The organism is Haloarchaeobius caseinilyticus (assembly GCF_051207395.1).
Classification (GTDB): Archaea; Halobacteriota; Halobacteria; order Halobacteriales; family Natrialbaceae; genus Haloarchaeobius.
This window is the reverse complement of record NZ_JBPJZC010000001.1, coordinates 1,745,875-1,758,344: the sequence shown is the minus strand read 5'-3', so window position 1 is coordinate 1,758,344 and position 12,470 is coordinate 1,745,875. Positions and strand designations below refer to the sequence as shown.

The following is a 12,470-nucleotide window of genomic DNA, read 5'->3' as shown; positions in this document are numbered from 1 at the left end:
TCGGAACTGGTGACTCGCTACGATTCCGTCGCCAGCCAATTTTCGATACGGTCGGCCATCGTGCCGCGGCGGTGAATCTCGCCAGTGGACACGTTCACGACGGTGCTCTCGGTGCCCGCGGCCTCGCCCGCGTCGAGGACGACGGCGACCGAATCGAGCAGTTCGTCGTCGAGGTCGGCCGGGTCGGTGACGCTCGGTCGGCCGCTGATGTTCGCGCTGGTCGCGGTCACCGGCGTCTCGGCTGCACGGCACAGGTCCAGCGCGACGGGGTGGTCGGCCACGCGGATACCGACTCGGTCCCGGCCGGCGACCAGCACGTCGGGCACGTGCTCGCGACGTTCGCAGAGCACTGTCACCGGTCCGGGGAGGAACTCGCGCATGAAGCGTTCCTCACGGTCGGTCGCCCGGACGTGGTCGAGTGCGTCGTCGACGGTCGGGACGCCGAGCGAGACCGGTTTGTCGCGGCTGCGGCCTTTCGCCTCGAACACTCGTTCCACTGCGTCGGCGTCGAGCGCGGCCGCGCCGAGGCCGTACACCGTCTCGGTCGGGTACACCACGAGGTTGCCGTCGCGGATGGCCTGTGCTGCGCGGGCCAGTTCGTCGTCGGAAACGCTGTCACCGTCGCTCATAGGCGACGATTCGTGTGCGGGAGGAAAAACGGTAGCGAGTCGAGACGGCGTCAGTTGACCACCGGGACGTACACGTCGAGCGTTGCGTCGGGGTCGGCCGGGTCGAAGTCGGGTCCGTAGTGCTCGAATTCGGGACCGTTGGCGCGAGCGTAGTTCGAGTTCGGGAACCACTCGTCGTAGACGCGGTCCATCGTCTCACCGATGTCTTCGATTCGGGTGGTGAACACGGCGTAGGTACCAGCGGGTACGTCGACTCGTTCGGCGTCCGATGGGACGCTCGCCGTCGGCGAGGGTTCGATGCCGGCGAAGTAGGTGAACGAGTCGGTGTCGGTGTCGAAGTCGTACTCGACACCGAACGCCTCACGGCTGTCGGTGAGGTCGGCGTACGTGTTGTGTCGGGCGTCGAAGTCTGCCCAGTGGGCACTGAGGTCGGTTTCGGAGGTCGCTCGCGTGGAGAGTCCGACGACGGAGAAGCCGTCGCGGTGTTCGACGCGCGGGTTTTCGAGGGCGTCCATACTGGACCCATGTGACCAACCGCCTTGTTAGTTGTCCCAAACCGAAGTATCATGTCGACACAAAATACGGCCGTGACGGTCGCCGTTCAGACGCGGTCGAGGGCGTCTTCGACGGCGTCGTAGTCGGGGAAGTCGGGCCACTCCGTGGCGACCCAGGCGTACTCGACGGTCCGGTCGTCGTCCAGCAGGAAGACGGCCGGTCTGGGTTCCGAGACGCCGGCCATCCCGTCGAGGTCGTGCTCGATGTCGTAGTCGCGGGCGACACCGTTCTGCGGGTCCGAGAACAGTTCGTGGTCGATGTCGCGCTCCTCGATGAGTTGCTTGTGCGCGTACGGGTCGGAGATGGAGACGCCGACGATTCGCGCGTCGAATCGCTCGCCCCACTCGCGGTCACGAATCTCGTTCCAGATGTACGTCGACGGGAACGCGCCGTCCATCGTGTGGAAGACGAGCAGGACCGGCCCCTCCGCCGTCAGGTCCGACAGACTGCGGTCTTCCCAGAACTCGTCGTTCACGAGCGGGCGGGTAAAGTCGGGTGCCGTCTCGCCTTCTACCGGGTGGTCGCAGTCACCGAGGTCGACCACGTCGAAGTCGAGGTCCATCAGTTCGCACCCTCCTCGCCGTAGGTCGCGTGCAGGTACTCGACGATATTCCCGCTCTCGGACATCGTGACGCCGGTTTCCTCGTCGACGATAGCCGGAACGGTCCGCTTGTTCGTGATTCGGGCGACGACGTTTCGGTCCGAGTGCATCGGTTCGACGAACCGCGACTGGTAGTCGAGACTGTACTCATCCAATACGTGGACGACTCGCTCGCAGAACGGACACGCCTGCAACCGGTACAGCGTGATTGCTGGCTCGCTGGCTGACATAGAAGCCAGTACGGAAACGAACGCGGAAAAGGTGTTGCTCGCGGCAGTCGGGATACGATTTCGGTGAGAAAACCACACGAAAAGAGAAAAGAGTTAATCAAGACGGCTACCAAGGGTCAGTGTTGAATGGGTTCATTGCCTAGTGCTGCGGCCGTGGTCCTCCAGAGTGACGCCTCTACGTTCCTCGGGATGGAACTGTCCAAAGACGTGATTGCGGTTCTCGGTGTCACCGTCATCGGCGTGTTGATTGCGCTCTCTGCGTTCTTCTCCTCCTCGGAGATCGCGATGTTCTCACTCGCGAAGCATCGCATCGACGCACTCGTCGAAGACGGAAAGCCCGGTGCAGACACTGTCGCCGAACTGAAGAGCGACCCGCACCGACTGCTGGTGACCATCCTCGTCGGGAACAATATCGTCAACATCGCGATGTCGTCCATCGCGACGGGGCTGCTGGTCGCCCTTGGCTCCAGTCAGGGCGAAGCAGTCGCGTTCGCTACCTTCGGCATCACCGCGCTCGTCCTCCTGTTCGGCGAGTCCGCACCGAAGAGCTACGCGGTCGAGAACACCGAGTCGTGGGCACTCCGCATCGCGAAGCCACTCAAGTTCTCTGAGTTCCTGCTCCTCCCGCTCATCGTCCTGTTCGACTACCTGACCCGTATCGTCAACAGTATCACGGGCGGGCGCTCGGCCATCGAGACCTCGTACGTGACGCGCGACGAGATTCAGGACATGATCGAGACGGGCGAACGTGAGGGCGTCATCGAAGAGGAAGAACACGAGATGCTCCAGCGTATCTTCCGCTTCAACAACACCATCGCGAAGGAAGTCATGACGCCGCGACTCGACATGCAGGCAGTCGCCAAGGACGCGCCCATCGAGGAAGCCATCGAGAAGTGTATCCAGTCGGGTCACGCCCGTATCCCGGTGTACGAGGGGAGTCTGGACAACGTCATCGGCGTCGTCCACATCCGCGACCTCGTCCGGGACCTGAACTACGGCGAGACCGAACCGGACGACATCAGACTCGACGACCTCATCCAGCCGACGCTGCACGTTCCCGAGTCGAAAAACGCCGACGAGTTGATGGCCGAGATGCGCGAGAACCGCATGCACCTCGTCATCGTCATCGACGAGTTCGGGACGACCGAGGGGCTGGTGACGATGGAAGACATGATCGAGGAGATCGTCGGCGAAATCCTCGAAGGCGAAGAAGAGGAGCCGATAGAGGAAGTCGACGAAGACACGTTCATCGTTCGCGGCGAGGTCAACATCGAGGACGTGAACGAGGCGATGGACATCGAACTGCCCGAGGGAGAAGAGTTCGAGACCATCGCGGGGTTCATCTTCAATCGCGCCGGTCGACTCGTCGAGGAGGGAGAAGAGATCAGCTACGGCGCAATCCGAATCACCGTCGAGCAGGTCGAGAACACCCGCATCATGAAGGCGCGGCTGGTGCGTGTCGCGGACGGCACCGACGAAGAGGCACAGGAGGCAGAGGCGAGCGAAGTCACCTCGGGCGAGTAACGGTTTCTACTATCCCTGCGAGAGCGACGTCGCGAGATACGATTTGAGTGCGCGACGAAGCCGCTCCGAGACGGCCTGACTGGACACGTCGAGTTCCTCGGCGAGTTCGGTCATCGTGGTCCGGCGCGGAATATCGAAGTAGCCACGTTCGTAGGCGAGCCAGAGTGTCTGGCGCTGTCGGTGCGTGAGCTGTTCGACGCCGCCGTCGTGTGAGACGTCGGCGTTGCCTTTCCACGCGATTTCGTAGGAGACATCGGCAGTGCGCAACTCGTCGACGAACGACTGGAGTTCTTCGTGCGAGCGAAACCGCAGCGTGAGCAGCATCGACTCGTCGACGGTTTCGGCACGCGGCACCATCGCTTCGGCACCTTCGATGGCGGTGACGACGGGGCCGAGGTCGTCGACGAGCGAGAGTTCGTACAGGGACGTGTCTTCGTGCCGGTCGATACAGTCGATGTACTCGATGGAGGGATGGCTGGTAAGCTCGGACGGCGTCCGTTCGTGGTCGGAACCGGTAACCCACAAAGTGGTCGTACCGCCCGCAGTGAACGGAACGATCCGCTCGAACTCACCCGACTGGTCGGGGGCAAGAAGTCGATTCTGTCCCGGGAAGACAGCGTCCGCAGGGACAGTAAGCGCAACGGAGACAGTCATTTTTTGGCTCCGTCAACCCGCGTTCCGAGTACGGTACGCGTTCGGGTATGGTGGTGTGTGCTACCCATCTCATCTCGAAGGTCGAAGACCATGTAAAATAACGTAAAGCATGAAAATGCAATGTGTTGCTTATTTACACAATTTTGCCCATAATCTAATTACCTTACATGTACACCCGCAGAAGCGCCTAACCTATCGGTTTCAAAATGTCTACTGATAATCTATTACCGCCACTCACACGAGGGCGTCGACTGCGAGGAAGCCGACGTAGCTCACGACGAACGCGAGGACGAGCGAGCCGGCCCACGCCAGCACCGTGTTCACCATCTTCTTCCGACTGACGCCGGCACCGCCAGCGGCGTAGCCGCTTCCGATGATGGCACTGACGATGATTTCGTTGAACGAGATGGGGACGCCGACGAAGATGGCGGTCTGGGCGATGGCGAAACTCGGGATGAGTGCGGCGATGGACCGTCGCGGCCCGAGCGACGAGTAGTCCTGCGAAAGTGCCTTTATCATCCGTGGTGCGCCGGTCCACGACCCGGCGAGCAAGCCGAGGCCACCACCGATGAGGAGACCGATTGCCGGCACCGAGAAGTCGGAGAGCAGTGGTGCGAGTGGGCCGACTGCGAGGCCGACCTGACTGCCGCCCGCCGAGAACGCGACGAGCCCGCCGAGCACCAGCAAGAAGTGGCGCTGGCCGGCGGCCTCGTCGCGGTTCATGTCCCACGAGAGCAACAGTGCCGCCACGGCGGCGACGACGAGAGAGACCGCGACGACGTTGAGCGTCGTCGAGAACGGCAGTTCGACCGCCACCGTGTGCGCGAACGAGTCGCTCCCGTCCGGAGGCCCGAGCAGCGCGAACTCGACGTTCGCGAGGATGACCCCGACGAGTGCCGCCAGCAGCGGGACGACGAGGCGTTCACTGATGCCCTCTGCGCGGAGCAACCGGGCGGTCGCGTAGGCGACGCCGCCGCCGACGAACGGGACGAGCACCCACATGGAGACGATGACCTGATACTTGTCGATGGCCGGTTCACCACCCATCGCCAGTCCCACGCCGACGACCGCGCCGGTGACGGTGAACGCCGTCGCGATGGGATAGCCAGCGAAGATACCGATAGCGACGAGAATCCCAGCGACGAGCAGGCCGACCGTCGCGGCGACCGCGGTCAGACCGCCACCGTCTGGGAACAAGACGAGTTCCTTGCCGACCGCGTCGGCGACGCCCTGTCCCTGTAACACTGCGCCGGTGAACCCCAGAATCCCGACGATGAAGCCCGCGCGCATCACCGAAATCGCGTTCGCCCCCACCGCGGGAGCGAACGGCGTCGACCCGGACGAGCCCGCTCCGATGGACCACGCCATGAATAGACTGGCGAGTCCGGCGACGAGGAATGTGAGTATCGTCGCGGTGTCTAGCATTGTCGGCAGGTCAACGGGCGGCTATAAGTTGGTATCGACTGGACGGTCGCGGGTGTCAGCCCCCGGAAACGAGCCTCGGTCACTCGTCGTCGGGCATTCTGACCGTGAGAACCGGCACGGGCGACGTTCGAACGATTTTCTCGGTGACGCTCCCGAGGAGGTAGCGTTGGATGCCCCGTCGCCCGTGCGTCGCCATCACGACGAGGTCGATTCCGCGCGAGTCGACGTAGTCGAGTATCGTCTGATACGGGTCGCCCTGTATCACTTCGTCGACGACCGAGACGCCGGCCTCGTGCGCCTGGTCGACCACGTCGTCGACGATTTCTTCACCCTCCTCTTCGAGCGCGTCGACGAGTCCCGTATCGACGACGGTGACGCTGTCTCGGTTCGTGTCCGCGACGTTGAGGACGTGGAGCGTCGCGCCGTAAGTTCCCGCGAGGTCGAGTGCCCGCTCTAATGCGACCGCTGCGCCGTCGCTTCCGTCAGTCGGTAGCAGGATGTCGTCGTACATGTTCCACTATTGGGCCGCAGGTTGTATCAACTCGGTGGTGGGTGGCGCGTTCAGCCGACGGTTCACCTATCGGGAATATTTAATAACGGTGTCGAGTACTTTCGGCCGTGCCCTCGCTACTTTCGTACGTCGAGTCGGGGTGGTCCCGGGTCAGTCAGGACCCGCTCCTCTTCGTCTTCCCCGTCCTCGCAACGCTCGTCTATCCTGACCGCCTCGGTCGGCTCCTGTCGACCGACCAGGTCGTGTCGGTACAGTTCGCGTTCCCGGTCGGACTCGGGCAACTGACGACGTTCGTCAACGCCCCGATTCCGCCCGGGTTCACCATCTCACCGCTGTTCTTCCTGATGCCGCTCACGCTCGCGGTCGACGCCGTCCTCACCGCCGCGTTCCTCGGTCGCCTCGACGCGGCGTTGCAGGACCGGCCGCGGGACGATTCCGCCGCGGTCTCGCGCTGGTTCGTCCCGATGCTCGGACTGGCAGCGTTCGACTTCGCGGTTCTGTTCGCAGGGGTCATCTTCGGCGTCCTCGGCCCACTCACGCTCTTACTCGTGATTCCGGCGGTGCTCGTCGTCGGCTACCTGTTCTTCGCCGCGCCGTATCTCGTCGTCCTGCAGGACCGGGGTGCAGTCGACGCTCTGCGCGCGAGCAAGGACCTCGCGCTGGAGCGCGGCGCGTATCGGTCGTTCGCCGTCCAGTACTTCGTCGCGGTCGCCGTCGTCTCGCTGCCACTCTCGATGTTCGTCTACGGGGCGGGAATCTTCGGTGTCCTCTTCGGGATGCTCGTCACGGCTCCGCTCGCGGTCGCGCTTTCGGCGGCGACGATGCAGTTCGTCCGCAACCTCGTCGAATCGACCGAGCACCGCCACGCCGACCAGACCGAGTGGTCGAATCAGTATCGACGACCGTCGACCGACGACCGCGTGTAGCGGCCACCCGGTCGAAAACGCAAGCAGAATTCAGTTCGTCGTGTGTTTCGCGCGCTCCTCGGAGCGCGGCGGTTCGACCCCCTCGGCCGCCTCGGCGTAGGTGGTCTCTTTCTCGATGTCGACGTGCCAGCGGTCGACAGTGTCCTCGTACTCGTACAGCCGGTCCGCGACTTCCGACTTCAGGTCGTCGTCGTTGACGTTCACCTCGAAGATGAACGTGTCCTCGTCGCCGCCGGTCTGCTGGAGGTTCGCCGAGACGAGTTCGTTGTCGAAGTAGTACGGCGCGAGCTGTGTCATCACGCGCTGGTACACCGTACTTTCGACCTTGCGCAGGGCCTTCCGCCCGGCGGAGTCGGCCGCGCGCGCGACGTACTCGATAGATTCGTTCCACTTCGAGACGGCGTCGTCGGTGTCGCCCTCTTCGAGTCGTTCGTACGACTCAGAGAGCTTCTCGCCGGCGGTCTGGACGTCCTCGTTCGGCTGTTTGCCAGCCCGCTCGCCCTCGCCTTCTTTCACGCTCGCTTGCGCAGCGGTCTTCTCGGAGACCTCTTCGTCGATGCGGTCGGTCGCCTTCGGCCGCCACTCGTTCCATTCCTCGAACGCAGCCGCGTACGCCTCGTTCGCCTCGTTGGCGCCGAGGTCCCGGAGCGCGCGTGTCACCCGTTCGCCGTGTTCCACGACGTCCGACCACGACCCGCGCATCTTGAATCCGGAGATGCTCTCTTCCATCGGTTGCAGACAGCTAAGCCAGCATGGGTGATAAACTTTCCAGCGAGGTGTATGGGGTGCTGGTGCGAAGAAAACACGTCGCCGTGCCAGCGGCGGCGGTGCGAGGACTACTTGCCGTACGTCAGACGGGTCGCCAGGTCGTCCAGTCGGTCCTTCAGTCGGCCGAGCGCGACCACGTGGCCCGAGACCGACCGAAGTTCGTCCTCGTCGACTTCGATGCGCTCGTCACCGTATGGGTCCTCGCGACCGTCACCGGTCGCAGCGACGACGGTGGACATGCCACAGCGGCCGCACGATTCTCGGTCGTCGTCACCCATCGTTCTCGGTCGTCTCTTCGGCTGCCAGCGCTAAATTCGTTGGGTAGCAACTGTGGAGACGTGAGCGTTTTACCGTCCGGCCACGACCTGCCTGCTATGGGATACCACGTCGTCGATGTCGACTCGCTGGAGCCGACGCCGGACCGGCCATCGGTCCAGAAGAGCGTGAGCGACGCCGTCGGACTGTCGAACATCGCGCTCAACATCTACGAAGTCGAGCCGGGCGAACCGATTCCACTCGCGTACCACGTCCACGCCGAACAGGAAGAGGCACTGCTCGTCCTCTCCGGGACGCTCCGAGTCGAGACGCCGGAGGGAGAGAAGACCGTCGAAGCGAACGACGTGTTCGTCGCGGAACCGGAGAGCCCGCACCGGGCGTTCGTCCCCGAATCCGCCAGCGAGGCTGCCCGGGTCGTGGCGGTCGGTGCGCCGGCCGTCGACGACGTGCGACCGTACGACCCCGACGATGCCTGAGGCGGACGACCGAGAGCGCGACCCGGAGATACCCGACTGGGACGACGAGTATCTCGACCGGGTCGCTCACCGACTCCGCTTCAACTACGACCTGGAGAAGGCGTACGCCGTCCACGACGAGACGTTCGACCTGTACGCCCGACTGTTGATGGAGAGCAAGAAGCACTTCATGCACCAGTCGGTGACGTACGGGAACCACGAATCGCGTGAACACCTGTTCGTCCGCCGCGTCGACTCGGTGTCGCAGGTAGACCTCGAACGACTGGTCGCTCTCGGACACGACCTCGCCGACGAGTGGATCGATCCGGACGAAGAGCACTACGGGACGGACTTCTCGTTCGTCCTCGTCGCGCCCGGGATTTCCGACGACGTGCGCTCGTTCGTCTCGGGGTTCAGAGACCGGACGCTCCTGAAGTTCGGCTACTACGGCCACTACGAAATCAATCTGGTCGTCGTCGTTCCCGAAGCCGAGGACGCGGTCGCCAGCAAAAATGCGGACGTCGTCGATGCAGTCACGACGTGGGAAGACGTGCCGGAGCAGTCTCCCGGCTTTTTCGGCCGGCTCGCACGCAAACTCGGTCGCTAACGACGAAGCGAAGCGAGGAACGAAAATCGCGGTCTCGGTCAGTCGTCGTCCGGCGTCGCCGACTGTCTACCAGGGGTGCTACCGTCACCGCGTGCAGCCATGATGTTCTTCCCGCCGATGAACACGAGCGCCAGCGCCAGTCCGACGAGGACGAACGCGACGAGTATCTGCACGACGACCGACGCGACGGCGAACGTGCCGTTGTTGGCCATCCACGTGGCGTCCATGAGTTTGTCCAAGAAGTTCTGCTTGATGGCGAGGTAGAGCAGCGCGATGATGGTGACGACCACCATGAGCGCCATCGGTACCCCCGTACTGAGTAGCTGCTTGTCGTCGTCCCAGTTGGCGAGCCAGACCGTCGCGGTCAGCAGGGCGAGCGCGGCGAGGAGCTGGTTCGCACCGCCGAACAGGGGCCAGAGGCTCTCCCACGTCCCACTGGAGAGGAGGACGTAGCCGAGGGCGCACTGGAGTGCTGCGTTGAGGTACCGGTTCGAGATGACGTCGCCGACCTGTGCCAAGAGCGAACCCCCAGCGGCCCCAGACCGGGTCGTCGTCGCCGCTCCAGGCGAGTCGACGATTTCGCTGAACATGTACCGCCCGAGGCGGACCGCGGTGTCGGTACTCGTGAGGAGGAAACTCACCAGCACGAGCGCCATGAACGGCGCGCCGTAGTCGGTCGGAATCCCGAACGCGGTCAGGATGGTCGCGCCACCACTGGCGAAGTTCGGCAGTGCGAGTGCGATACCGCTGCCTTCGGAGACGCCGGCGATGGCGACCGTCGAGAGCGCGAGCGTCGCCAGCAGGCCCTCACCGAGCATGCCACCGTAGCCGATGACGCGGGCGTCGGTCTCTTTGTTGAGCTGTTTCGCGGTCGTCCCCGAGGAGACGAGCGAGTGAAAGCCACTGATGGTCCCGCACGCGATGGTCACGAACAAGAGTGGGAACAGTGGGAGGCCCGCGGTGCCCATAAAGCCGTAGAACGGTTCGATGTTCGTCGTGAGCGGTTCGGCGGTGTTGCCCAGCAGAGTGCCGACGAAGACGGCGAGTAGTGCGCCGCCGACGCCAGCGTACAGGAGGAACGACGAGAGGTAGTCACGCGGCTGGAGCAGCATCCACACCGGCATGACGCTCGCGATGAACGCGTAGACGAGGATGACCGGAATCCACGCGCTCACGTTCGGGTTGATGATGACCGGTAAGAGCGGGAGCGACCCACCCTCGGCGACGAGCGTAATCGGGAACTGGATACCGATGTAGACGCTCGCGAACACCGCCGCGACGAACGCGATGGTACCCGGGATGAACGGCAGGTCGAGCTGATAGAGGTACACCCCGAAGACGAGGGCGAGCAGGATGTACAGGAAACTCGCCGTCGCGGCGCTCGGGTAGGCGTCGAAGACGACGGCCGTGACGAGTGCGAAGACGGCGACGACGAGGATGATGGTCAGGAAGGCGAACCACAGCAGCATGTTCTTCCCGCGTTCGCCGACGTACTGGCCGATGATGTAGCCGATGGACTTCCCCTCGTGGCGAAGGCTGCTACTCAGCGAGACGAAGTCGTGGACACTACCGAGCAGTGGGTTGCCGATAGCGATCCAGAGAACAGCGGGGACCCAGCCCCAGACGATACCTGCCGTGATGGGGCCGACGATGGGTGCCCCACCTGCGATACTCGAATAGTGGTGTCCCAGCAAGACCGGTTTCTTGGCTGGGACGTACTCCTGTCCGTCTTCGTACTTGTGCGCCGGTGTTTCTCGCGATTCGTCGAGTTCGACGAACCGGGCGAGGTATCTCGAATAGCCGAGGTACCCCACCGAGAACATCACTAGCACGCCGAGCAGTAGCCAGGCTACCTGGACCATTGTCTAGTGTGTACAATGGTAATAATCGACTTAATACTTCGGAGGATTCCATGCTCCACAGTTATCGAAACCGGGAATAATTGCGTCTAAACCCGTTGAATCTAACGAATTACCAGTAGCGAGTTTTATCGCTGTAGCACGTCGTCGACCCCGATGGCCAGTTCGTCGGCGACCGAATCGAGGAGCGACCCGCGCACCTCCTCGACCCGCGTCTCGATGCGGGCGACGACCGGTTGTGAGAACTCCGTCTCTATCTGTTCGATACGTGCTCGCTCGGTCGCACAGCGCTCGCGGAGGTAGGCCGCCCCACGGCCGTCTTCGTCGTCGTCGGGTTCGGGCGTGACCCGGTTGACGACGATGCCGTCCACATCGAGGCCGAAGGAGGTCAACTGGTCGACCGACCGGCGCGTCTCGCGAATAGAGAGGTCGTCGGGGTTGAGCACGAGGAAGAACGCCGCGTCGCTCCGGAGCGTCTCACCGGCGAACTCGAACTGCTCCTTCCGCTCGCGCAGTCGGGCGATGATGGGGTCCTCGTTCGCCTGAATCCTCGCTTCTCGCTCGCCGATTGCGGCCTTCTCGAACAGGTCGATGCTCTTCGCGCGTTTCTGGACCAGTCGGTTTATCCACTCCTCCAAGAACTCTGGTAGCGAGAGCAGCCGAAGCGTGCCGCCCGTCGGCGACGTGTCGAAGACGACGCGGTCGAACTCGTCGCTGTCGCGCATCACCTGGATGAATCGGTCGAACAGCGCCGCCTCGTACGCGCCGGGCGTCTGATGTGCCAACTCTATCTGGCGGTCGATTTCGCGGACGATGCCCGCACTCACCTGGTCACTCATCGCCCGGCGAATCTCTTGCAGATGGCGCTGGACCTCATCGTCGGGGTCGAGTTCCATCGCCCAGAGGTTTTCGTGGCCCTCGACCTCGCGCGGTTCGTCGTCGAACGACTGCTCGAACACGTCGGACGTACTGTGGGCCGGGTCGGTCGAGACGACCAATGTTCGAAGGCCTGCTCTCGCACACTTCAGGCCGTAGGCGGACGAGACGGTCGTCTTGCCGACACCACCCTTCCCGCCGAAGAAGACGAACTTCTCCATCAGAAGTGGAACTGCTGGCCCTTTCGTTCGACGAGCGACTCACGGTCCCACATCCGGCGCTCCCACTGCTCGAACTCGTCGGCGAGGTACGGGAGCAACTCGGCGGTGTAGTACGAGACCGGGCTGGGGATGCCGAAGGCGTCGGAGAAACACGCGAAGAGGAACGAGTCCGTCGTGTCCTCGGCTTCCTTCTCTATCTTCTCGAAGGCAGGATGTTCTATCATCCCGTGATAGAGTCCGTGGAGGACCTCCGACAGCCAGGTTCTGAACCGCTCGATGCGGTCGGAAAGCGTCATGCCGTGACGTGGCGCACCGAGATGTAAAAAGGGACCGCTGCACCGCTGTATCGTGTC

Annotated in this window: 16 protein-coding genes; 4 read left to right on the top strand and 12 right to left on the bottom strand. The window is 63.3% G+C overall.

All coding sequences use genetic code 11. The annotated features are described in order from the left end of the window. Window positions 1-17: 17 nt before the first annotated feature. The 4 genes from ACSC1P_RS09215 to ACSC1P_RS09200 all read right to left on the bottom strand — a co-directional run bounded on the left by ACSC1P_RS09215 (window position 18) and on the right by ACSC1P_RS09200 (window position 2,015). The gene (locus ACSC1P_RS09215) at window positions 18-629 is read right to left on the bottom strand and encodes an L-threonylcarbamoyladenylate synthase (RefSeq protein ID WP_435359851.1); all 612 of its coding nucleotides are present in this window, start codon (window positions 627-629) and stop codon (window positions 18-20) included. Window positions 630-679: 50 nt separating this feature from the next. Further along, window positions 680-1,144: a GyrI-like domain-containing protein gene (locus tag ACSC1P_RS09210; RefSeq protein ID WP_435359850.1), complete on the bottom strand. Its 465-nt coding sequence runs from the start codon at window positions 1,142-1,144 to the stop codon at window positions 680-682. Between the two features lie 86 nt (window positions 1,145-1,230). Then, on the bottom strand, window positions 1,231-1,746 hold the full coding sequence (locus ACSC1P_RS09205; RefSeq protein ID WP_435359849.1) for a redoxin domain-containing protein: 516 nt from the start codon (window positions 1,744-1,746) through the stop codon (window positions 1,231-1,233). After that, the gene (locus ACSC1P_RS09200) at window positions 1,746-2,015 is read right to left on the bottom strand and encodes a glutaredoxin family protein (RefSeq protein ID WP_435359848.1); all 270 of its coding nucleotides are present in this window, start codon (window positions 2,013-2,015) and stop codon (window positions 1,746-1,748) included. Before ACSC1P_RS09200 ends, ACSC1P_RS09205 begins: the two co-directional genes overlap by 1 nt. A gap of 126 nt (window positions 2,016-2,141) precedes the next feature. On the opposite strand from ACSC1P_RS09200, the gene ACSC1P_RS09195 reads away from it, so the two are divergent. Then, window positions 2,142-3,539, top strand: a complete 1,398-nt coding sequence (locus ACSC1P_RS09195) for a hemolysin family protein (RefSeq protein WP_435359847.1) — start codon at window positions 2,142-2,144, stop codon at window positions 3,537-3,539. Between the two features lie 9 nt (window positions 3,540-3,548). Here ACSC1P_RS09195 and ACSC1P_RS09190 read toward each other — a convergent pair whose 3' ends face one another. The 3 genes from ACSC1P_RS09190 to ACSC1P_RS09180 form a co-directional block, all read right to left on the bottom strand. Further along, on the bottom strand, window positions 3,549-4,193 hold the full coding sequence (locus ACSC1P_RS09190; protein WP_435359846.1) for a helix-turn-helix domain-containing protein: 645 nt from the start codon (window positions 4,191-4,193) through the stop codon (window positions 3,549-3,551). A gap of 234 nt (window positions 4,194-4,427) precedes the next feature. After that, complete coding sequence (locus tag ACSC1P_RS09185) at window positions 4,428-5,618, bottom strand: inorganic phosphate transporter (RefSeq protein WP_435359845.1); 1,191 nt, start codon at window positions 5,616-5,618, stop codon at window positions 4,428-4,430. Window positions 5,619-5,697: 79 nt separating this feature from the next. After that, on the bottom strand, window positions 5,698-6,129 hold the full coding sequence (locus ACSC1P_RS09180) for a universal stress protein (protein WP_435359844.1): 432 nt from the start codon (window positions 6,127-6,129) through the stop codon (window positions 5,698-5,700). 107 nt (window positions 6,130-6,236) lie between these two features. Here ACSC1P_RS09180 and ACSC1P_RS09175 point away from each other — a divergent pair, with 107 nt between their 5' ends. Continuing rightward, entirely contained in the window at window positions 6,237-7,055 is an 819-nt protein-coding gene (locus ACSC1P_RS09175; RefSeq protein WP_435359843.1) for a hypothetical protein, read from the top strand. Window positions 7,056-7,085: 30 nt separating this feature from the next. On the opposite strand, the gene ACSC1P_RS09170 is transcribed toward ACSC1P_RS09175, so the two are convergent. Together ACSC1P_RS09170 and ACSC1P_RS09165 are read right to left on the bottom strand one after the other, a co-directional pair. After that, a complete protein-coding gene (locus tag ACSC1P_RS09170; protein ID WP_435359842.1) occupies window positions 7,086-7,784 on the bottom strand; it encodes a DUF5828 family protein in 699 nt (232 codons plus the stop codon). A gap of 107 nt (window positions 7,785-7,891) precedes the next feature. Beyond that, window positions 7,892-8,101 carry a DUF8007 family protein gene (locus ACSC1P_RS09165; protein WP_435359841.1) on the bottom strand — a complete coding sequence of 70 codons (210 nt, stop codon included), beginning with the start codon at window positions 8,099-8,101 and terminating at the stop codon, window positions 7,892-7,894. A 96-nt stretch (window positions 8,102-8,197) separates the two neighbouring features. Between ACSC1P_RS09165 and ACSC1P_RS09160 the strand changes: the two genes are divergently transcribed. Together ACSC1P_RS09160 and ACSC1P_RS09155 are read left to right on the top strand one after the other, a co-directional pair. Continuing rightward, the gene (locus ACSC1P_RS09160) at window positions 8,198-8,575 is read left to right on the top strand and encodes a cupin domain-containing protein (protein ID WP_435359840.1); all 378 of its coding nucleotides are present in this window, start codon (window positions 8,198-8,200) and stop codon (window positions 8,573-8,575) included. Next, window positions 8,568-9,161 (top strand): DUF8052 family protein, encoded by a 594-nt coding sequence (locus ACSC1P_RS09155; protein WP_435359839.1) that lies wholly within the window; start codon window positions 8,568-8,570, stop codon window positions 9,159-9,161. The genes ACSC1P_RS09160 and ACSC1P_RS09155 overlap by 8 nt, the downstream gene beginning before the upstream one ends. A 38-nt stretch (window positions 9,162-9,199) precedes the next feature. Here ACSC1P_RS09155 and ACSC1P_RS09150 read toward each other — a convergent pair whose 3' ends face one another. The 3 genes from ACSC1P_RS09150 to ACSC1P_RS09140 form a co-directional block, all read right to left on the bottom strand. Further along, complete coding sequence (locus ACSC1P_RS09150) at window positions 9,200-11,023, bottom strand: carbon starvation CstA family protein (RefSeq protein WP_435359838.1); 1,824 nt, start codon at window positions 11,021-11,023, stop codon at window positions 9,200-9,202. Between the two features lie 125 nt (window positions 11,024-11,148). Beyond that, the gene (locus ACSC1P_RS09145; RefSeq protein ID WP_435359837.1) at window positions 11,149-12,117 is read right to left on the bottom strand and encodes an ArsA family ATPase; all 969 of its coding nucleotides are present in this window, start codon (window positions 12,115-12,117) and stop codon (window positions 11,149-11,151) included. Then, the gene (locus ACSC1P_RS09140) at window positions 12,117-12,413 is read right to left on the bottom strand and encodes a DUF7990 family protein (protein ID WP_435359836.1); all 297 of its coding nucleotides are present in this window, start codon (window positions 12,411-12,413) and stop codon (window positions 12,117-12,119) included. Before ACSC1P_RS09140 ends, ACSC1P_RS09145 begins: the two co-directional genes overlap by 1 nt. Between the last annotated feature and the right edge of the window lie 57 nt (window positions 12,414-12,470).